General features: G+C 56.3%; 22 protein-coding genes. 14 read left to right on the forward strand and 8 right to left on the reverse strand.

Translation table 11 applies throughout. The features are described from left to right. Positions 1–170 precede the first annotated feature (170 nt). The 3 genes from AC1V0D_RS06125 to AC1V0D_RS06135 are packed head-to-tail and all read left to right on the forward strand — an operon-like array spanning position 171 to position 2945. Positions 171–530 carry a GtrA family protein gene (locus tag AC1V0D_RS06125; RefSeq protein ID WP_111207623.1) on the forward strand — a complete coding sequence of 120 codons (360 nt, stop codon included), beginning with the start codon at positions 171–173 and terminating at the stop codon, positions 528–530. Next, a complete protein-coding gene (locus AC1V0D_RS06130; RefSeq protein WP_111207602.1) occupies positions 527–1477 on the forward strand; it encodes a glycosyltransferase family 2 protein in 951 nt (316 codons plus the stop codon). Before AC1V0D_RS06125 ends, AC1V0D_RS06130 begins: the two co-directional genes overlap by 4 nt. 49 nt (positions 1478–1526) lie before the next feature. Beyond that, positions 1527–2945, forward strand: a complete 1419-nt coding sequence (locus AC1V0D_RS06135) for a hypothetical protein (RefSeq protein ID WP_482907120.1) — start codon at positions 1527–1529, stop codon at positions 2943–2945. Positions 2946–2990: 45 nt separating this feature from the next. Here the strand turns inward: AC1V0D_RS06135 and AC1V0D_RS06140 are convergent, their stop codons facing one another. The 6 genes from AC1V0D_RS06140 to pspA are packed head-to-tail and all read right to left on the reverse strand — an operon-like array spanning position 2991 to position 7004. After that, the gene (locus AC1V0D_RS06140) at positions 2991–4052 is read right to left on the reverse strand and encodes a TIGR01620 family protein (RefSeq protein ID WP_482907121.1); all 1062 of its coding nucleotides are present in this window, start codon (positions 4050–4052) and stop codon (positions 2991–2993) included. Then, positions 4049–5446, reverse strand: coding sequence for a YcjX family GTP-binding protein (locus AC1V0D_RS06145; RefSeq protein WP_009090026.1), 1398 nt, complete (start codon positions 5444–5446; stop codon positions 4049–4051). Before AC1V0D_RS06145 ends, AC1V0D_RS06140 begins: the two co-directional genes overlap by 4 nt. Further along, complete coding sequence (pspD, locus tag AC1V0D_RS06150; protein WP_009090024.1) at positions 5427–5675, reverse strand: phage shock protein PspD; 249 nt, start codon at positions 5673–5675, stop codon at positions 5427–5429. Before pspD ends, AC1V0D_RS06145 begins: the two co-directional genes overlap by 20 nt. Positions 5676–5728: 53 nt before the next feature. Beyond that, positions 5729–6079: an envelope stress response membrane protein PspC gene (gene pspC / locus AC1V0D_RS06155; RefSeq protein ID WP_482907122.1), complete on the reverse strand. Its 351-nt coding sequence runs from the start codon at positions 6077–6079 to the stop codon at positions 5729–5731. Next, a complete protein-coding gene (gene pspB / locus AC1V0D_RS06160; protein WP_009090021.1) occupies positions 6076–6303 on the reverse strand; it encodes an envelope stress response membrane protein PspB in 228 nt (75 codons plus the stop codon). Before pspB ends, pspC begins: the two co-directional genes overlap by 4 nt. Positions 6304–6338: 35 nt before the next feature. Then, complete coding sequence (pspA, locus tag AC1V0D_RS06165; RefSeq protein ID WP_009090020.1) at positions 6339–7004, reverse strand: phage shock protein PspA; 666 nt, start codon at positions 7002–7004, stop codon at positions 6339–6341. A 165-nt stretch (positions 7005–7169) separates the two neighbouring features. Here pspA and pspF point away from each other — a divergent pair, with 165 nt between their 5' ends. Beyond that, entirely contained in the window at positions 7170–8171 is a 1002-nt protein-coding gene (gene pspF / locus AC1V0D_RS06170; RefSeq protein WP_482907123.1) for a phage shock protein operon transcriptional activator, read from the forward strand. Between the two features lie 48 nt (positions 8172–8219). Here pspF and AC1V0D_RS06175 read toward each other — a convergent pair whose 3' ends face one another. Further along, positions 8220–8363: a hypothetical protein gene (locus AC1V0D_RS06175; RefSeq protein ID WP_162484736.1), complete on the reverse strand. Its 144-nt coding sequence runs from the start codon at positions 8361–8363 to the stop codon at positions 8220–8222. A 170-nt stretch (positions 8364–8533) separates the two neighbouring features. On the opposite strand from AC1V0D_RS06175, the gene sapA reads away from it, so the two are divergent. The 7 genes from sapA to AC1V0D_RS06210 all read left to right on the forward strand — a co-directional run bounded on the left by sapA (position 8534) and on the right by AC1V0D_RS06210 (position 16059). Further along, on the forward strand, positions 8534–10156 hold the full coding sequence (gene sapA, locus AC1V0D_RS06180; protein WP_009090014.1) for an ABC transporter substrate-binding protein SapA: 1623 nt from the start codon (positions 8534–8536) through the stop codon (positions 10154–10156). After that, positions 10157–11122 (forward strand): putrescine export ABC transporter permease SapB, encoded by a 966-nt coding sequence (sapB, locus tag AC1V0D_RS06185; RefSeq protein WP_009090012.1) that lies wholly within the window; start codon positions 10157–10159, stop codon positions 11120–11122. Then, positions 11109–11999, forward strand: a complete 891-nt coding sequence (gene sapC, locus AC1V0D_RS06190) for a putrescine export ABC transporter permease SapC (protein WP_009090011.1) — start codon at positions 11109–11111, stop codon at positions 11997–11999. Before sapB ends, sapC begins: the two co-directional genes overlap by 14 nt. Further along, the gene (sapD, locus tag AC1V0D_RS06195) at positions 12000–12995 is read left to right on the forward strand and encodes a putrescine export ABC transporter ATP-binding protein SapD (RefSeq protein ID WP_009090009.1); all 996 of its coding nucleotides are present in this window, start codon (positions 12000–12002) and stop codon (positions 12993–12995) included. A gap of 1 nt (position 12996) precedes the next feature. After that, positions 12997–13800: a putrescine export ABC transporter ATP-binding protein SapF gene (gene sapF, locus AC1V0D_RS06200; protein ID WP_009090008.1), complete on the forward strand. Its 804-nt coding sequence runs from the start codon at positions 12997–12999 to the stop codon at positions 13798–13800. 140 nt (positions 13801–13940) lie between these two features. Next, positions 13941–14729 (forward strand): enoyl-ACP reductase FabI, encoded by a 789-nt coding sequence (fabI, locus tag AC1V0D_RS06205; protein ID WP_009090006.1) that lies wholly within the window; start codon positions 13941–13943, stop codon positions 14727–14729. A 217-nt stretch (positions 14730–14946) separates the two neighbouring features. Further along, positions 14947–16059, forward strand: coding sequence for a CMD domain-containing protein (locus tag AC1V0D_RS06210; protein WP_482907124.1), 1113 nt, complete (start codon positions 14947–14949; stop codon positions 16057–16059). A 27-nt stretch (positions 16060–16086) separates the two neighbouring features. Here AC1V0D_RS06210 and AC1V0D_RS06215 read toward each other — a convergent pair whose 3' ends face one another. Beyond that, a complete protein-coding gene (locus AC1V0D_RS06215) occupies positions 16087–16983 on the reverse strand; it encodes a LysR family transcriptional regulator (RefSeq protein WP_033736237.1) in 897 nt (298 codons plus the stop codon). Between the two features lie 727 nt (positions 16984–17710). Here AC1V0D_RS06215 and AC1V0D_RS06220 point away from each other — a divergent pair. From AC1V0D_RS06220 to AC1V0D_RS06230, 3 genes are all read left to right on the forward strand, one after another. Next, the gene (locus tag AC1V0D_RS06220) at positions 17711–18271 is read left to right on the forward strand and encodes a hypothetical protein (RefSeq protein WP_482907125.1); all 561 of its coding nucleotides are present in this window, start codon (positions 17711–17713) and stop codon (positions 18269–18271) included. 332 nt (positions 18272–18603) lie between these two features. Further along, positions 18604–18750: a DNA polymerase III subunit theta gene (locus AC1V0D_RS06225; protein WP_140925450.1), complete on the forward strand. Its 147-nt coding sequence runs from the start codon at positions 18604–18606 to the stop codon at positions 18748–18750. After that, the gene (locus AC1V0D_RS06230) at positions 18747–18971 is read left to right on the forward strand and encodes a hypothetical protein (RefSeq protein WP_482907126.1); all 225 of its coding nucleotides are present in this window, start codon (positions 18747–18749) and stop codon (positions 18969–18971) included. Before AC1V0D_RS06225 ends, AC1V0D_RS06230 begins: the two co-directional genes overlap by 4 nt. The last annotated feature ends 3 nt before the right edge of the window (positions 18972–18974 follow it).

Raw genomic sequence — 18974 nt, forward strand, 5'->3', positions numbered from 1 at the left:
AAAGGACTCTGTCAGGAAAAGTTGACACTTCTGGCGTGGATGATGGCGTTTTGTACTGCGCCGCTGAGATCATGATTCTGTCTCAGAGTGTCAGGATTTGTCAGCGCCGGAGTTTTTATCCCATCCGACTTGCTGTATATTTTTCAAAACCGAATAAAAACCACTATAAAATGCTGACTTTCTTCGCAAAATATCTGACGGTAGGTGTCATCAATACCCTGCTTCACTGGGTCACCTTCTTTATCTGCCTTAGCCTGGGCCTTTTCCAGTCAACCGCTAATCTGTTGGCGTTTTGTCTGGCCGTCACCTTCTCTTTCTTTGTGAATGCACGCTGGACCTTTAATCAGCAGGCAACAGCCTGGCGCTATCTTCTTTACGTCCTGTTTATGGGGGCAATGGCCTTTAGCGTGGGTTATCTCGCTGACCGGCTCGGCCTCTACCCTCTGATAACGCTGATCGCCTCATCCGCCCTGAGTCTGGCGTGTGGCTTCCTTTTTTCCCGCTTTATCGTCTTTAAAGGAGAGTCATGAACATCTCTTTGGTGGTACCGGTATTCAATGAAGAAGAGGCTATTCCCCATTTTTATCAGGCCGTGAGAAAAGATGAGGCGCTTGCGGCCTGGCAGGTTGAGATTGTTTTTATCGATGATGGCAGCACGGACGCAACGCGTGCGCTGATTACTCAACTGAGCCAGCGTGATCCGCTGGTGCGCAGCCTGTCGTTTATTCGTAATTTTGGCAAAGAGCCGGCGCTGTTTGCCGGACTGGAAGCGGCAACCGGCGAGGCCATAATTCCAATCGATGTCGATTTACAGGATCCGATTTCGATAATTCCCGAAATGGTCCGTAAATGGCAGGCGGGTGCCGATATCGTTTTAGCCAAACGGATTGACAGAAGTGCTGATGGCCATCTGAAGCGCAAAACCGCCCGCTGGTTTTACAAGCTGCATAACAAAATCAGCTATCCGCAGATTGAAGAGAACGTGGGTGATTTCCGGCTGATGTCGCGGGAAGTGGTTGAGAACATTAAACGGCTACCCGAAAAAAATCTGTTTATGAAAGGCATTCTGAGCTGGGTCGGCGGACAGACTGACATTGTTGAATATGTCCGGACTGAGCGGGTCGCGGGGCACAGTAAATTCGGAGGCTGGAAATTGTGGAATCTGGCGCTGGAGGGACTGACCTCTTTCTCAACCGTACCGCTACGTATCTGGTCTTACCTGGGTTTCCTGGTTGCCTCGCTGGCCTTCCTTTATGGGCTCTGGATGATCGCAGATAAACTCCTGTTCGGTAATCCGGTGCCTGGCTATCCCTCTATCCTGGTTTCCGTCCTGTTTCTTGGCGGAGTTCAGCTGATTGGCATTGGTGTACTGGGTGAATATATTGGCCGCATCTATATGGAAACCAAAAACCGGCCTCGCTATATTTTGCGAAAACCCGTGGAAAATAAATCAAGCCCGCCCGAAAACATCGATTAGATTGTCCGGTAAACGGGCAGAGATAATGGTCAGAATAAAAGGATGACAAATGATCGCCACCGATAACGGCCTGACCCGCCGTCAGGTTTTTTTACTTTTTGCGTTAGTTTTTCTGGTGGCCTACAGCCCCGCCTGGCTGACCCAATACGCCTATACCGATGACTGGACTAATCTCTACTGGGCCAATTTTGACAGGCTCAGTATTTTAAACTGGGACACCCTGTCGGGCAGACCGGTCTATGGCATTATTCAGTACAGCGCCTCATTCCTGGTCGCGAGCATAGAACGCCTGGCACTCCTGCGTGCTGTCGCCATTATTCTGCTTATCTTTACCGGCTATTATCTCTATACCCTTTGCCAGAAATATCAGCTGATGGAAAACCAGGCTCAGCGGATAACCTTTGCGTTATTACTCTGCCTGCTTCCCTCCTTTCAGGTTTATATTGCCTGGGCATCCTGCTTCCCTTACATCGCGGCCATTTTACTGGCAGGTGCCAGCTACCACTTCTCGACTAAACCCGGCGTGACAGGTCGCGTGTCAGCGGTGTGCCTGCTGACCGTTGCCTTTTGTCTCTATCAGCCAGCCGCAATGAGCTTTACCTTTTTTGCCGCGCTGGATCTCTGCCTTTCAGCACGAAGAATTGACAGGAAGCGGGCTGCAATCTCTCTGATTGTACTGGGTGCCGGTATGTTTGCGGCGCTGCTCGCATCAAAGGTTCTCCCGGTCCAGCTTTATGGCCACACGCTGCCGCGCTCCGCCTTCAGCTATGACGTCCCGACTAAGCTCAGCTGGTTTTTCACGGAATACCTTAAGAACGTGATCTGCAATTTTGACCTCGGCGCAAAAACGGTTTCAGTCATCATCTCGTCGATCATTATCGGTTTTGGACTGAAGAAAATTAAGGCAGCCGGTAACGACAAATTTTATCTGATGTTTATCTTACTGGTTATCGCCGCTCTGCCTAACCTGATTGTCAGTGAGAGCATGGCGGCCTACCGGACGCTTATTGCCGGTGCGCTGATGACTACCAGCGCCTTTATTCTGGGTCTGTTTGAACTCAGTAAAAAGCTGAAGTGGAAAAAGACATTCTATGCCCTGCTGGTTATCGCGGCGGCCTCACTGTCGATCAGTCACCTTATCAACGGTTATTCCGTACCTGCCCGCAAGGAGTTTGCCCTGCTCGAACGGGCGATCACGCAGCAGGTGCCGAAAGCGTTCAACGGGGCGCTCTACTATCGCCTGACTGGGGAGTATTTACCGAAAGTCGCTACGCTGCGGAAATATGATGATTTTGGCGGACTGGGCCTGAGCATGTCATGGACCTTTGCCGGGATGGCCCATTTTATCCGCGAGAAAAATGGCATGGCTTATACCCTACCCGAGAATCCGGTTATCACAGATGATGGACATTGTCCGGGTGACTGTCTGATTATCGATTCCCGTCAGGTTATGCGTCAGACACCGTAATCGGCATAAAGGCGGCCTGGCCGCCTTCATGCTTACAGACGCGCTTCAGGAGGATTTGTTGTTGCCCTTCTGCAGCGCCTCTTTCATCTGTCCCAGCAGCTCACGCCGGAAATCGCCCAGCCGGGGCTTATCCTGCTCCAGCCAGGGTAGCGGACGGCAAAGCTCCATCGCTTTCACACCCAGACGTGCGGTCAGTAAACCGGCACCAATGCCCTGCGCGGCACGCGTTGAGAGCCGGGCGGCGATATCCTGCGACATCCAGTCCATCCCCACCTCCCGCACCAGCTCTGACGCCCCGGCAAAAGCCATGTTAAGCAGCACCAGACGGAACAGGCGGATACGGCTGAAATAGCCCAGCTCGATGCCGTAGATGGCGGCGATACGGTTGACCAGCCTCAGATTGCGCCAGGCGATAAACGCCATATCGACCAGCGCCAGCGGGCTGACCGCAATCATCAGGGTGGACTCGGCTGCATGGCGACTGATTTCACGCCGCGCCTGGCGATCCAGCACCGGCTGCACCAGCTGCGCATACAGACGAACAATCTCACTATCGTTTTGGGTTTCATGCAGGGACGCGTGCCAGCGCTGCAAAGCCGGATGCGCCTGGTCCAGTTCCGCCTGCTGCGCTAGCTTTTCACAGAAGGCCCGGCCTTTGCCGATGCCATGACTGTGCAGCAGTTCACGGCCGACATCCCGCTCTTCAGCGCGCTGACGCAGCTGATAGAGACGACGCCACTCCGTGGTCAGGGCACCCACCCCCGCCAGGACGATCAGGCCACCGGCCACACCGCTGCCCAGTGAGAACCAGTCGCGGGTCAGCCAGGCGTCATGGGTCCACTGCACGCCCTGGGCAATGACGCTGACGCCAAACAGCAGTGCGCCTGCAGTCACCAGTTTACGCCACAGGCTGCGCTTCGGTTTCAGCGCGGCCTCCACTGCCCGTTCGCCTGCGCCCTCCTCTTCAACGGCGACATCTTCCTCCTGTACCGCCAGAAAGGCGGCATCGGCCTCTGCATCAAAGGCGTGTGCCGGGCGCAGTGGCGTGGCGCGGCTCTCCTCCAGCGGACGGGCAAAATCGATACGCGGCTTCAGCGGATCACTCATCGCAATTTATCTCCCAACAAAAATTCCAGCGCGGCATCCATGCGGATATGAGGCAGCGGACGATCGACGTCGAGCTGCTGCGGACGGAATTGTTCAAACTGAAAACCCTGCTGCTGCCAGAAGGCATTGCCGGGCAGACGCGGCGGAACGTCGCCAGGATAGACGGTCAGCGGCTCGCCATTATCCAGCCGGTTACCGCGCAGTGCCGGGATCTTTTCGCCACGGTGATCGACCAGCCCGCTCTGCGTCGCCTGAACCGAAGCCAGTCCGATGCATTCCATCGTGATCCCTTCAAACGCCGCGTTCTGCCAGGCATCCTGCACCAGCTGCTGTAACAGCGAAACCATATTGCCATGCTGATCGCTGGTGATGTGATCGGCCTTGGTGGCAGCAAACAGCAATTTATCAATTACCGGCGAGAAGAGCCGGCGAAACAGCGTGCGCTGGCCGTAATGAAAACTCTGCATCAGCTGTGTCAGGGCCAGACGCATGTCGTTAAACGCCTGCGGTCCGCTGTTCAGCGGTTGCAGGCAGTCAACCAGAACAATCTGGCGGTCGAAACGCAGAAAATGGTTCTTATAGAAGCCTTTCACGACATGCTGACAGTAGTAGTTAAACCGCTGCTGCAACATGCCGAAGTTACTGCCCTTGTCCGCCTGCGCCAGCTTCGTCAGCCGGGCCTCATCGGTGGTCGGCCAGGGGAAGAACTGCAGCGCAGGCGCGCCCGCCATATCACCGGGCAGGACAAAGCGGCCAGGCTGGATAAAGTGTAAGCCTTCGGCTTTACAGCGGTGCAGATAGTCGGTCCAGGCGGCGGCGATTTCTGCCAGCCGGGTTTCATCGGCGGGAGCCAGCGGGTCCAGGTTCTCGCAGAGGGCGCGCCACGGCGCGGCCCACTCCGCGCGGTCGCCCTGCAACAGTCCGTTCATCTGCCGGGACCAGGCGAGGTAGTCCTGTGCCAGCATCGGCAGATCCAGCAGCCACTCACCGGGATAATCAACAATTTCCAGATAGAGGGTCGCGGTCTCTTTCAGGTGGCGCAGCAGGGAATCGCTGGGACGGTAACGCAGCGCCAGACGCATTTCGCTGACGCCACGGGTGGGCACAGGCCAGGCGGGAGGCGTGCCGTAGAGCTGTGCCAGCCCTTCGTCGTAGGTAAAGCGTGCGGTGCCCATGTCGCGCTGCGGCACCCGCTTGACACCTAACAGACGCTCATCCCGCACAACGGAAAACAGCGGCAAACGAGCGCCGCTGTGAACGGTTAACAGCTGGTTGACCAGAGAAGTGATAAAGGCGGTTTTACCGCTGCGGCTTAATCCGGTGACCGCCAGACGAAGATGGCGATCGACGCCGCGGTTCATTAACGCCAGTAGTTCAGTTTGCAGTCTTTTCATCTTTCTCCCTGATGAAGCGCGACGCAACCCGATTCATCACCCGCTTCAGCAGTGGCTCCAGCGCCACGGCCAGCAGCAGACGTAACGGGCGTCGCGCTACCGATTTCACCGCCCAGCCCGTCACACCGGCCGGACCATAGGTAACAGCATTGATAATGATGAATCTGGCCGCCGACTTCAATGCAGGTGCCGCGCGGTGACGGAACATTGTGGATCGCGAAAAAGACATAACACCTCCATTGCGTGAACGAACGGGCCTGAAGCGGCCCGGTACAGGCGGTTTCAGATCTGGCGGAAGCGGCTGCGTACGCTGAACGTTTCAGACGTTACGTATCGTTCCACATCGCGCACGCTGCGTTCATCACGCTGCAGTGCGCTTTCCAGCTGGTCCAGCAGTTCGCTGGCGCTGGGCGGGCGTTCCCCGTCTGCGGCCGAGGCGGGCTTCTCATCCAGCACAAACCCCAGCACAAAGTAGGCGATAATCGTAAAAACAAACAGACCAAAGAACAGGGATAACACCACGATGACCCGCAGCAGGCGAACCGGGATGTCGAGATACTCGGCCAGCCCTGCACAGACCCCCATCAGCTTTCCTTCGTCTGGCTTACGCCATAACTTACGGCCTTTCATCATGGCTGCCTCCAGTTAGGATGCTCTGCGTCCAGAATCGCTTCCAGCGCGTCAATCCGTTCGCGCATCCGTTGCGCATCCTGGGTCACACGCTGCAGGCGCTGAAGTTCGCTTTGCGACAGTTCCGAACCGCCGTTGCGTTTGTTGCTGTAATGCAGCCATAACCAGATGGGTGCCACGAACAGCACGAAAATCGTCAGCGGTATGGCGAGAAAAAGTGCGCTCATTGACTCTCCTTAATCACTTTTTGCAACGTCGAAGGTTACTCACTGCGGTTCATTTTGGCTTTCAGCGCGTTAAGCTGCTGGCTGATCTCATCGTCCGCTTTCAGATCGGTAAACTGCTGGTCCAGGGTTTTGGTTTTACCAAAGCCGTGACTTTCCGCTTCCGCTTCCATGTGGTCAATACGGCGTTCAAAGGATTCAAAACGCGCCATCGCTTCATCGATTTTACCGCTGTCCAGCTGACGACGCACATCACGTGACGACGACGCCGCCTGATGACGCAGCGTTAAGGCCTGCTGACGGGCGCGCGTTTCGCTCAGCTTTTTCTCCAGCTCGCCAATTTCGCCCTTCATGCGTTCCAGCGTCTCTTCAACATGAGTGACTTCCTGCTTCAGCGAGGCGATAAGGTCGGTCAGCTTCTGTTTTTCAATCAGCGCAGCGCGGGCCAGGTCGTCTTTATCTTTGCGCAGCGCCAGCTCGGCTTTTTCCTGCCACTCCGCCTGCTGAATCTCCGCCTGCTCAATGCGACGGGACAGCTGTTTCTTCTCTGCCAGCGCCCGCGCAGAGGTAGAACGCACTTCGACTAAGGTGTCTTCCATTTCCTGAATCATCAGCCGCACCAGTTTCTGTGGATCTTCCGCACGCTCCAGCAGCGAATTGATATTGGCATTCACGATGTCGGCGAAACGAGAAAAAATACCCATAATGATGTTCCTCTTTTAAAAGTCTTAAACGGTGTTGCCCTGCCTGATTAATACAAGATGCGTGCCAATTTTACATCTAATTGATTTTAATCATCTTTTAAATTTTACACCCTCTCCCGGCTGCTTTAAGATAGTCAAAATGATTAACGGGTAGCGAAATTCATCATGACCGGAACTAATGATAATCTTCTCGGTGAGTCGAACAATTTTCTGGAGGTGCTGGAGCAGGTTTCTAAACTCGCCCCGCTGGAGAAACCCGTTCTGGTTATTGGCGAGCGCGGCACCGGTAAAGAGCTGATCGCCAGCCGGTTACACTATCTATCCGATCGCTGGCAGGGGCCATTTATCTCGCTGAACTGCGCCGCCCTTAACGAGAATCTGCTGGATTCGGAACTGTTCGGGCATGAGGCGGGCGCGTTTACCGGCGCGCAGAAGCGTCATCTTGGGCGTTTTGAACGGGCCGATGGCGGTACACTGTTTCTGGATGAGCTGGCAACCGCACCCATGCTGGTGCAGGAGAAACTGCTGCGGGTGATTGAGTATGGTCAGCTGGAGCGGGTCGGCGGCAACCACTCCCTGCAGGTCAATGTACGTCTGGTCTGCGCCACCAACGAAGATCTCCCTGCGCTGGCAGCAGCGGGCAAATTCCGCGCCGATCTGCTGGATCGTCTGGCTTTCGATGTGGTGCAGTTGCCGCCACTGCGCGAACGCCGCAGCGATATTCTGGTGATGGCCGGACATTTCGCCATCCAGATGTGCCGGGAGCTGGGGCTGTTACTCTTTCCTGGCTTTACGGCCCGCGCGCAGCAGACGCTGCTCGATTACCAATGGCCCGGCAACGTGCGTGAACTGAAAAATGTGGTGGAGCGTTCGGTCTACCGGCATAACAGCAGCGAGCAGCCGCTGGATAACATCATTATTAATCCCTTCGCTTCGCGCCAGCAACCGGTCGCCAGAATGCCGTTAAACCCGGCTGCGGATAGCGCTGCGCTGCCCGGACTGCCGCTGGATCTGCGACAGTGGCAAAACCAGCAGGAGCGGGATCTGGTAGAAGCGAGTCTGCAACAGGCACGCTACAACCAGCGCCGCGCTGCCGGTCTGCTCGGCGTCACCTACCACCAGCTGCGCGCAATGATGAAAAAGCACGATATCAAAGCCGAGAACTGATCCGCCTGCTGCACGGCTGGTTGTTGCACCGGGGTAAAGCCGGGTTCCCTATCCTGCTTTCTTTCCCACCCGGGCTGCGTCAGGCAAAAAAAAGCCCGCCATCAGGCGGGCAACAATACTGGAAGCAATGTGAGCAATGTCGTGCTCCTCTTCGGCAGAGCCACCGTCGAAGTGCATATGAATAATAATCATTCTTATTATCATCTGTAAAGGTGTAATTGAGAATATTTCTCATTACCCCACCTTCTGTGCGCCCTTTTGCCCCGCAGAGGATGAAAATCAGGCTGACAGCGGTTGCAGGTTTTGGGACAACGCCCGCTTTGCGATACACTCTGTTCAATGCCTCAAAATCGTTGAGTTCTATGTCAAAACTACTAAGTTCGCTGTTGCTCAGCCTCAGCGTGTTGAGTGCCCCTGCATGGTCAGCACCGGCGGGTGATATCCGCCAGTCCGGCTTTGTCTACTGCGTCAGCGGCACGCTGAACACCTTTAATCCGCAGATGGCCAGCAGCGGGCTGACGGTGGATACCCTGGCGGCTCAGCTTTATGACCGTCTGCTGGATGTCGACCCCTATACCTACCGGCTGAAACCCGATCTGGCCTCCAGCTGGGAAGTGCGCGATAACGGCGCGACCTACCGCTTTCACCTGCGGAGTGGTGTCGCGTTCCAGCAGACGAATCAGTTCCGCCCCACCCGCACCCTCAATGCTGACGATGTGGTCTTCAGCTTCGCCCGCATGTTTGATCGCCATCACCCGTGGCATAACGTGAATGGCGGCAACTACCCCTACTTTGACAGCCTGCAGTTCGCCGATTCTGTTCAGAGCGTGAAGAAGATCGATAACCGGACGGTCGAGTTCCGGCTCAACAGCCCGGACGCGTCGTTCCTGTGGCACATGGCGACGCACTATGCGCCGATCCTCTCGAAAGAGTATGCCGATCAGCTGACGGCGCAGGGGCATCAGGAGGAGCTGGACCGGCAGCCGGTGGGCACCGGCCCTTATCAGCTCAGCGAATATCGCACCGGCCAGTACATTCGTCTGGCGCGCAATCCGCATTACTGGAAAGGCGTGCCCCGTCTGCAACAGGCGGTCATCGATCTCGGTTCCGGCGGCACCGGGCGACTCTCTAAACTGTTAACCGGTGAGTGCGACGTGCTGGCCTACCCGGCCGCCAGTCAGCTCAGTATCCTGCGCGATGACCCGCGCCTGCGGATGACGCTGCGCCCTGGCATGAACATCGCCTATCTGGCCTTCAATACCCGCAAGCCGCCGCTGGACCGGCCTGAGGTGCGGCATGCGCTGGCGCTGGCGATCAATAACGAACGCCTGATGGAGTCCATCTATTACGGAACGGCCGAAACGGCCGCGTCGATATTGCCGCGCGCCTCCTGGGCCTATGACAATGATGCGCGTATCACTGGCTATGACCCGGCGAAGTCACGCGAAGCGCTGGCCGCGCTGGGCATCAGCGATCTGCATCTGCGGCTGGTGGTGCCCGCAGCGTCACAATCCTGGAATCCCAGCCCGCTGAAAACGGCTGAACTGTTGCAGGCGGATCTGGCCCAGGTGGGTGTCCGGCTGACGATTGTGCCGGTGGAGGGGCGCTTCCAGGAGGCGCAGCTGATGGCGATGAATCACGATCTGACTCTCTCTGGCTGGGCCACTGACAGTAATGATCCGGACAGCTTCTTCCGTCCGCTGCTCAGCTGCGCGGCTATTCGCTCCCAGACCAATTACGCGCACTGGTGCTCGCCCGCCTTTGATGAAACGCTGCAGAATGCCCTGCTGTCGCAGCAGCTCTCTGGCCGCATCGACAGCTATGACAAAGCGCAGCAGATTCTGGCGCAGGAGCTGCCGGTGCTGCCGCTGGCCTCCTCGCTGCGTCTGCAGGCATTCCGCCATGATATTAAAGGGCTGGTGCTGAGTCCGTTTGGCAACGCCTCGTTTGCCGGGGTTTATCGTGAAAGCGATAAGGAAAAGTAAGTGATTATCTATCTTCTGCGGCGTCTGCTGCTGCTGGTCATTACCCTGTTTCTGCTGTCGCTGGTCAGCTTCAGCCTGAGCTACTTTACCCCCAACGCCCCGCTGGAAGGCGCTGCGCTTTCGGACGCCTGGTGGTTCTGGTTTAAAGGAATGCTGCAGTTCGACTTTGGCGTCTCCAGCACCAACGGTCAGGAGATTGGCCTGCAGCTGCGCGAGGTGTTCCCGGCGACGATGGAGCTCTGCATCCTGGCGTTTCTGTTCGCGCTGCTGGTAGGGATCCCGCTGGGGATCTGCGCCGGGGTGATGCGCAATAAATGGCAGGATAAAACCATCAGTGCGCTGGCGCTGTTCGGCTTCTCCGCGCCGATTTTCTGGCTGGCACTGCTGTTCACGCTTTTCTTCTCGCTGACGCTCGGCTGGCTGCCGGTGTCGGGTCGCCACGATCTGCTCTACCCGGTGCAGAATATCACGGGCTTTGCGCTGATCGATGCCTGGCTGAGTCCTTCGCCCTGGCGTCACGAGATGATCATCAGCGCGCTGACCCACCTGATTCTGCCGGTGCTGGTGCTGGCGATGGCCCCCACCACAGAGGTGATCCGCCTGCTGCGCAACAGCACCAGCGACGTGATGGATAAAAATTATATTAAAGCAGCCGCTACCCGGGGGCTGTCGCGCTTTACGGTGATCCGCCGGCACGTGCTGCATAACGCCCTGCCGCCAGTCATCCCGCGTCTGGGGCTGCAGTTTTCCACCATGCTGACGCTGGCGATGATTACCGAGATGGTGTTCAACTGGCCCGGACTGGGCCGCTGGCTGATCAATGCGATTCGTCAGCAGGATTATGCGGCTATCTCCGCCGGGGTGATGGTGATTGGCGGGCTGGTGATCCTGGTCAACGTCATCTCTGATGTGATTGGCGCGGCAATGAATCCGCTGAAACATAAGGAATGGTATGCCCTTAGATAATATCTATGCCGAGAAACGCCTGCCCAGCGCGTTTCGTCAGAGCTGGCACCATTTCTACGGCAATCCGATTTCGATGGTCGGGTTGTATGGCTTTGGCGCCCTGCTGCTACTCTGCCTGTTCGGCGGGCTGATCGCGCCTTACGGCATCGATCAGCAGTTCCTGGGGTATCAGCTGCTGCCGCCGTCGTGGTCACGCTATGGCGACGTCTCCTTTTTCCTCGGCACCGACGATCTTGGGCGGGATGTGCTGAGCCGCCTGCTGAGCGGTGCAGGCCCGACGGTAGGGTCAGCGATGCTGGTCACGCTGTTCGCCACGCTGGGCGCCCTGATACTGGGCGTGCTGGCCGGCATGACCCACGGCATCCGCTCGGCGGTAATGAACCATGTACTGGATACGCTGCTCTCTATTCCTTCGCTGCTGCTGGCGATCATTGTCGTGGCTTTTCTCGGGCCGCGACTGGAGCATGCGCTGCTGGCGGTCTGGCTGGCGCTGATGCCTCGCCTGGTGCGTGAGATATACAGCGCGGTGCATGATGAGCTGGAAAAAGAGTATGTGGTCGCCGCGCGTCTGGACGGGGCCAGCGGCCGCAACATCCTGCGCTACGCCATTATGCCGAACATTCTGCCGCTGCTGATCACGGAGATCACCCGTGCGCTGTCGATGGCGATTCTGGACATTGCCGCACTCGGCTTTCTCGACCTGGGCGCGCAGCTGCCCTCACCCGAGTGGGGCGCGATGCTGGGCGACTCGCTGGAGCTGATCTACGTGGCCCCCTGGACCGTGATGCTGCCGGGCGTGGCGCTGATGGTCAGCGTATTGATTGTTAACCTGCTCGGTGACGGCATCCGTCGCGCCGTCGAAGCGGGAGTGGAATAGATGCCGTTACTCGATATCCGTAATCTCACCATCGAATTTATGACCGCTGACGGACCGGTCAAAGCGGTGGACCGCGTAAACCTGACGCTGGGCGAAGGGGAAATCCGCGGTCTGGTCGGGGAGTCCGGCTCAGGCAAAAGTCTGGTGGCAAAGGCCATCTGCGGCGTAACCAATGACAACTGGCGCGTGACCGCAGATCGTATGGTGTTTGATGATGTGGATCTGCTGCGCCTGACGCCGCGCGAGCGCCGCCGTATTATCGGGCATAACGTCTCGATGATTTTTCAGGAGCCGCAATCCTGTCTCGATCCCTCTGAAAGTATCGGTCGTCAGCTGATGCAGGTGATCCCGCGCTGGACGTATAAAGGGCCGTGGCTGAAACGCTTCTGGTTCTGGCGCAAAACCCGTGCCATCGAGCTGCTGCATCGCGTCGGTATCAAAGACCACAAAGATATCATGCGCAGCTTCCCCTATGAGCTCACCGAAGGCGAGTGCCAGAAAGTGATGATCGCCATTGCGCTGGCGAATCAGCCGCGTCTGCTGATCGCGGATGAACCGACCAACGCCATGGAGCCGACCACGCAGGCGCAGATTTTCCGCCTGCTGAGCCGCCTGAATCAGAATAACAACACCACCATTCTGCTGATCAGTCATGACCTGCGCACCATGAGCCAGTGGGCGGATCGGATTAACGTGATGTACTGCGGCCAGACGGTAGAAACCGCGCAGAGCGACGATCTGATGAGCACACCGCATCACCCCTATACCCAGGCGCTGATCCGGGCGATGCCCGATTTCGGGCGTGCGCTGCCGCACAAGAGTCGTCTCAACACCCTCTCCGGGGCGATCCCTTCGCTGGAGAGCCTGCCGATAGGTTGCCGGCTGGGGCCGCGTTGTCCTTACGCCCAGCGCAAATGTATTGAAACGCCAAGGCTGACCGGCAGCAAAACGCATCTTTATGCCTGCCATTTCCCGCTCAATATGGAGGGCCAGTAACATGGAAACCCTGCTGGAAGTGCGCAACCTGAGTAAAACGTTTCGCTATCGCACCGGTTTGTTCCGCCGTCAGCATGTCGAGGCGGTGAAATCGGTGAGCTTTACCCTGCGTGAAAGGCAGACGCTGGCCATCATCGGCGAGAACGGGTCAGGCAAATCCACCCTGGCTAAGATGCTCAGCGGCATGGTCGCGCCGACGGAGGGTGAGATTCTGATTGACGATCATCCGCTGACCTTCGGCGATTATGGCTACCGCAGTCAGCGCATCCGCATGATTTTTCAGGACCCCTCCACCTCCCTGAATCCGCGCCAGCGCATCAGTCAGATTCTTGATTTTCCGCTGCGGCTCAACACCGATCTCAATGCGGAAGCGCGCGAGAAGCGCATCATCGCAACCCTGCGGCAGGTGGGATTACTGCGCGATCACGCCGGTTATTATCCCCATATGCTGGCCCCCGGTCAGAAGCAGCGTCTGGGTCTGGCCCGTGCGCTGATCCTGCAGCCCAAAGTGATCGTGGCCGATGAAGCACTGGCCTCGCTGGATATGACCATGCGCTCCCAGCTGGTGAATCTGATGCTGGAGCTGCAGGAAAAACATGGTATCTCCTACATTTATGTGACGCAGCATCTGGGCATGATGAAACACATCAGCGATAAGGTGCTGGTGATGCATCAGGGCGAAGTGGTCGAGCGCGGTGGCACCGCGGATGTGCTGGCCTCGCCGCTGCACGATCTGACCCGACGCCTGATCAGCAGCCATTTCGGCGAAGCGCTGAGTGCCGAAGCCTGGCGACGCGAACGCTGATTTTGCTGCCCGTCGCGGAAATTGCGGGCCGGTTTACCTGATTTATGAGAGACGTGCTAGAATCCGCACGTCGATTAACGTCGGTCGCTTACTTTTTAATCATGCGGCCGCCAACAACAATGACCATAAGGATTACAGCTATGGGTTTTCTTTCCGGTAAGCGCATTCTGATTACTGGCGTTGCCAGTAAACTTTCCATCGCCTACGGTATTGCACAGGCGATGCACAAACAGGGCGCAGAACTGGCTTTCACCTACCAGAACGACAAGTTAAAAGGTCGTGTGGAAGAGTTTGCTAAAGATTTGGGTTCAGACATCGTGCTGCCATGTGACGTCGCAGAAGATGAGAGCATCAAATCTCTGTTCACTGAACTGGCAAAAACCTGGCCGAAATTTGACGGTTTCGTTCACTCTATCGGCTTCGCGCCTGGCGACCAGCTGGATGGCGACTATGTGAACGCCGTTACCCGCGAAGGCTTTAAAATCGCGCATGACATCAGTGCTTACAGCTTCGTTGCGATGGCGAAAGAGTGCCGTGAGATGCTGAATCCAGGCTCCGGTCTGCTGACCCTCTCTTACCTGGGTGCTGAGCGCGCGATCCCGAACTACAACGTGATGGGTCTGGCGAAAGCGTCCCTGGAAGCGAACGTGCGTTATATGGCAAACGCCATGGGCCCGGAAGGCGTGCGTGTTAACGCCGTCTCTGCAGGTCCAATCCGCACCCTGGCCGCCTCAGGCATCAAAGATTTCCGTAAGATGCTGGCGCATTGCGAAGCGGTCACCCCGATTCGCCGTACCGTCACTATCGAAGATGTCGGCAACTCTGCCGCGTTCCTCTGCTCTGATCTGGCAGGCGGCATCACCGGTGAAGTCGTTCACGTTGATGGCGGCTTCAGCATCGCCGCGATGAACGAACTGGAACTGAAATAAGTTCCCTGAGGGCGAGCCTGGCTCGCCCTCTTTTTTTGCCCCCGCCCCTCCTCACTCCATGATTTTTCTGCCGTTATAGCGTAACGCTATTAATTATCACCGATCATTCTTTTGCCCCGGACCGGCCATCAGCGACGATAAGCCTGCCTTTCGGTTTATGCACATTTTCAGATTCTGCCGCCTGCATACCGAACCCGAATCTGCAAAAGGATTGATCATGGAACAACGCCGCTATCCGGGCCATAACCACTGGTTTTACGAGAGCCAGACCAGTCCACGAACCTCTCAGGCCGCGCCGCTGGTGCCCGAGGCCGCCCATATCGATGACCGTTTTCTGCTGGGCTGCCACGCCGATCACGCCGGGATGCACGCCCTGTTGCGATCGCAGCAGGCCGCCCTGCTGGCCGCACGCGATCTGGCGCAGCTGCTGTTTCCCGATCGGGTGACCACGTCGCTCACCCATACGTTAACGCTCTACGACCGCCTCAGCACCGCCCTGACCGTCGCGCAGGTGGCGGGGATCCAGCGGTTGTGTAACCACTACTCTGCCCGCCTGAATCCGCTGCCCGGCCCCGACTCTTCACGCGAGAGTAACAACCGCCTGACCCAGATCACGCAGTACGCCCGTCAGCTGGCGATGCAGCCTGAGCTGATCAACGGCAGCGCCATTACCGCACTGGATGGGGTTGGCCTGACCGAGCCCGATATCGTGACGCTGAATCAGGTGATCGGGTTTGTCAGTTATCAGGCGCGGGTGGTGGCGGGCTTACAGGCACTGCAGGCTCAGCCGGTTCGCTGGCTGCCCGGCAGCACCGCGCCCCCCGATGCAGAGGCAACCGGCTTCGATCAGCCCGCCCGCTGGCAGCCGGTGCTGAAGCCGCTGGAGCTGCGTTATGCCAGCGCGGAGCAGCTCGCAGCAATCACCCGTTGCCAGTCACTGCCGGGTATGCAGGAGGCAGTCTGGGTGCTGGCACACGATCCTGCGGCGTTATATGGCTGGGCGCAGCTGCGTCAGCACCTCTCTGACGAACCTGCCTTGCCAGAGGCGGTCGCCGCCCGCATCCTCGGCAGTCGCTGGCTTTTCCGGCTGCTGGACGGTCAGGCGGGTCTGATTGAAGGGGTCGATGATGCCGGATCACGCGGCGCAGAACAGCAGATTATTGCACTGGCGGCGCAGCTTACCCGCTCACCGGAGCGCTTCAGCGCGGCCCATCTGCAGCCCCTCATGGAAGCGGGCTGGGAGAATGATGCGCTGTTCGCGCTGATTCAGCGTGTCGCGATAGGCAACTGGAACAGTCGCCTCTTTTACGCGCTGGGCGAAGCGCAGTAAGCGTAAAAAGTGCGAGCCTGCCGCCGGTTACATCGGCAGCCGCGCGCGCGCTTCATCGAAAAAGTGCTGGGCCAGCGGGGTGGCACGGCCAGGCTCGGCGATAACCAGCGCCGCCTGACGTGCCATGGGTGGCAGCGTGATGGCGCGCTGCTGCAGCCCCTGAAGTGAAGCGGGCAACAGATGCCCCACTGGTGAAACCAGCAGCCCCAGCCCGACCTGGGCGCACTGCATCAGCTGCATGACGGAAGCGCTCTCGACGATCACCCGTGGCACCAGCCCCGCCTCACGAAAGGCCATGTCGAGATAACGGCGAAAATAGCGGGTCGGCTCCGCCAGGCAGAGCGGCTGTTGCGCCAGATCCGACAGCGCCAGCGGCGTATCACCCACCAGCGCCGGGAAATGGTCAGGATGGAACACCGCTTCAACGCCGCGGTCCGCCAGCAGCTCGGTCTGAAAATGGAGTTCGCGCAGGGTCGCCATCTCAAAAAAGCCGATACCGACATCCACGGTGTGACTGTTGAGCGCATCCAGCAGCTGATCAGCACTCAGCACCGCGATGCGGTAGTCGAGCTGCGGATATCTCTCCTGAACCACTTTCAGCAGCAGCGGCAGGGCCATGCTGCACTGCGGAACCACTCCCACCCGCAGCGTGCCGTTTACCCCATGTTTCAGTGATTCGACTTCCAGCTTCAGCCCCTGATACACCGAAACGATTTCCCGCGCCCATGCCAGCACGCGATCGCCCTCTGGCGTAAATCCGGCGAAGTTATTACTGCGGTTAATCAGCGGCAGGCCCAGCTCTCGCTCCAAGTTTTTCAGGCGCATAGAGAGTGTCGGCTGTGTAACGAAACTGGCTTCCGCGGCGCGCCCGAAATGGCGTTCGCGCTCCAGGTTACACAAATAAATCAGTTGTTTAATGTCGATTTTAATTACCAATCAATAAGTCAGGTGTTAATTAAATTTCCATCTGGTGTTTTACGTACTACGCGATGACCTAAATGAAATTTCACCTCAGATTTCTTTTCTTCTCACATCATACTATGCCTGTTGCTGGTGAGCTTCAAATTGTGGGTCGGTTTGACTCGAACACTGATCAAACTTCAGCTGTAACTTTACCCAGCACGATGATGCCCTGTAGTGCATGAACCTGTATCGTCTCGCCATCAGTAATCCCCTTCTGATAAGTACTGTATTGATAAACAGCAGTATCGATAGATGGATTTAATCAAGGTGAAACAGGAGGCATAATTGCAAAGCTGCGGCTGGTGCTGAATTTATGCTCTACAATACGGGCGCTGCCTCGTTTTACATGGCGAACATACATAACGTGCTCACGCTTCGCTATTGCCATATTCATCACTATCTATTGGACCGAAACACTGTATGGTGCGACTGTCAGCGAATGCTGATACTGAGATTTTTCCTTTTTGTGCCAATTCATGCCTGCGTAACGCGGGCTTTTTTGCGCTCTGATTTCGCTGGATAAACAACCATTAAAAGCGAGACGTAAGAGGTAAATTTTTTCTACGGCCTGGCGATACCTGGCCCGGTCGGCGGGCTTTTATAAGGTAGAGATACTTTGAATTAAGGTATTGTATGACTTAATAGGATAATGTTGTTGCTGATTTGCAGAACGGGAAAGTTTATGAGGATGAAAAAAATGCTGGGCTTGTTCAAAAAAGACAAATCGGATAATTATGTGGGATCAGTCCTTAACATTCCTTCTTCGTCCGAACAATGGCTTCCGGTTTTACAGGTCTCTGTAGGAGGCTTAACGGAAGTTGGCTTTTCCCAACAACAAAATCATTTATTGTTAGTCGTATCATCCTCTGGACGCAGTGTATATAACTGTATTAATGGTGAAAAGCTTGCCAGAGATTACGATGAATATTCAGACTGGTATTCTCCCTTAAGCCTTTCCTGTAAAGGGATTGGCCCTTTATCCCATGAAGACATCTCGATTTGCGGATTATGCGGTGGCGGTTTACCAATGTATAACCGCTATGGCGAAAGTTTAGTCCGTGTAGCTCCGGAATGGCCTATTGAATTACTAATATGGTGTCCGAAAAACAAAGATGCTTTAGCGACTGGTCATCAGGATGGTTGTATCACACTTGCCAGGGACTATTTCATTTGCGCCGGGTTTTCATGGGATGGTGAGTTTATAGTTTCTGCTACAAGTAGTGATTTTACAGTTTGGTGTAGAAAATAATGCTCTTCTTCGTGTAAATAACCTTCAACGCCCTACCTTTTCAAATGTTGCAGTTAGCTCATGCTGATTGCCATTTTTATTTAGTGACCATGATCGGCACACATACAGTCTTTGGAATCCAGTATCAGATGGCGTCCAGCAGAATGCCTCAACAGCCATAGCCATTCGCACTTTCAGTAATGCTTCGGCCTGTTTGGCTATGTCAGGGCGTATGCACTTAGCATCATCGAAGCCTGTTAATGACCTATTGACACAGGTTATTATGATGGGCATTTGCAAAGTTGTGCTGGAGACTTCCAATTGGTCTGCAAATAAGACAAGGAGTGTATGATATGCCTGTTATCCCGCATGAAGTGGAGATGCAGCAGCCTGAGAACCAGCGTGAATATTTCAGGGAGAGATTGCAACATTACAGGAACGTCTCTCTACATTACCCTCGCGACACTGACGCGATCTATCAGAAGGAGGAAGGTAAGTGATCATCCTTTTCATTCCGTCCCTTATCAGCCTGCTTGTCTCTAAAGCCGAGGAGAAAGGCTCTCCTTTGACTAATGAGGAGGTGTTGGCTATTCGTGATAATGCCACGGCTATTGTCACGGATGCTGAAGGAGTTTTAGCTGTGGCTGAGCGTCGTGGGTATCAGGATATCGACCCGGAACATTGCTGGGAGGAATGGCTGGACTTTAATAAGCAGGCTTGAGGT

The organism is Pantoea sp. PA1 (genome assembly GCF_056856975.1).

Excerpts from the sequence above, each read along its gene's own strand:
- AC1V0D_RS06125 (WP_111207623.1), top strand. The coding sequence starts at position 171 with ATGCTGACTTTCTTCGCAAAATATCTGACGGTAGGTGTCATCAATACC.
- AC1V0D_RS06130 (WP_111207602.1), top strand. The coding sequence starts at position 527 with ATGAACATCTCTTTGGTGGTACCGGTATTCAATGAAGAAGAGGCTATT.
- AC1V0D_RS06135 (WP_482907120.1), top strand. The coding sequence starts at position 1,527 with ATGATCGCCACCGATAACGGCCTGACCCGCCGTCAGGTTTTTTTACTT.
- AC1V0D_RS06140 (WP_482907121.1), bottom strand. The coding sequence starts at position 4,052 with ATGAGTGATCCGCTGAAGCCGCGTATCGATTTTGCCCGTCCGCTGGAG.
- AC1V0D_RS06145 (WP_009090026.1), bottom strand. The coding sequence starts at position 5,446 with ATGAAAAGACTGCAAACTGAACTACTGGCGTTAATGAACCGCGGCGTC.
- pspD (WP_009090024.1), bottom strand. The coding sequence starts at position 5,675 with ATGTCTTTTTCGCGATCCACAATGTTCCGTCACCGCGCGGCACCTGCA.
- pspC (WP_482907122.1), bottom strand. The coding sequence starts at position 6,079 with ATGATGAAAGGCCGTAAGTTATGGCGTAAGCCAGACGAAGGAAAGCTG.
- pspB (WP_009090021.1), bottom strand. The coding sequence starts at position 6,303 with ATGAGCGCACTTTTTCTCGCCATACCGCTGACGATTTTCGTGCTGTTC.
- pspA (WP_009090020.1), bottom strand. The coding sequence starts at position 7,004 with ATGGGTATTTTTTCTCGTTTCGCCGACATCGTGAATGCCAATATCAAT.
- pspF (WP_482907123.1), top strand. The coding sequence starts at position 7,170 with ATGACCGGAACTAATGATAATCTTCTCGGTGAGTCGAACAATTTTCTG.
- AC1V0D_RS06175 (WP_162484736.1), bottom strand. The coding sequence starts at position 8,363 with ATGATTATTATTCATATGCACTTCGACGGTGGCTCTGCCGAAGAGGAG.
- sapA (WP_009090014.1), top strand. The coding sequence starts at position 8,534 with ATGTCAAAACTACTAAGTTCGCTGTTGCTCAGCCTCAGCGTGTTGAGT.
- sapC (WP_009090011.1), top strand. The coding sequence starts at position 11,109 with ATGCCCTTAGATAATATCTATGCCGAGAAACGCCTGCCCAGCGCGTTT.
- sapD (WP_009090009.1), top strand. The coding sequence starts at position 12,000 with ATGCCGTTACTCGATATCCGTAATCTCACCATCGAATTTATGACCGCT.
- sapF (WP_009090008.1), top strand. The coding sequence starts at position 12,997 with ATGGAAACCCTGCTGGAAGTGCGCAACCTGAGTAAAACGTTTCGCTAT.
- fabI (WP_009090006.1), top strand. The coding sequence starts at position 13,941 with ATGGGTTTTCTTTCCGGTAAGCGCATTCTGATTACTGGCGTTGCCAGT.
- AC1V0D_RS06210 (WP_482907124.1), top strand. The coding sequence starts at position 14,947 with ATGGAACAACGCCGCTATCCGGGCCATAACCACTGGTTTTACGAGAGC.
- AC1V0D_RS06220 (WP_482907125.1), top strand. The coding sequence starts at position 17,711 with ATGAAAAAAATGCTGGGCTTGTTCAAAAAAGACAAATCGGATAATTAT.
- AC1V0D_RS06225 (WP_140925450.1), top strand. The coding sequence starts at position 18,604 with ATGCCTGTTATCCCGCATGAAGTGGAGATGCAGCAGCCTGAGAACCAG.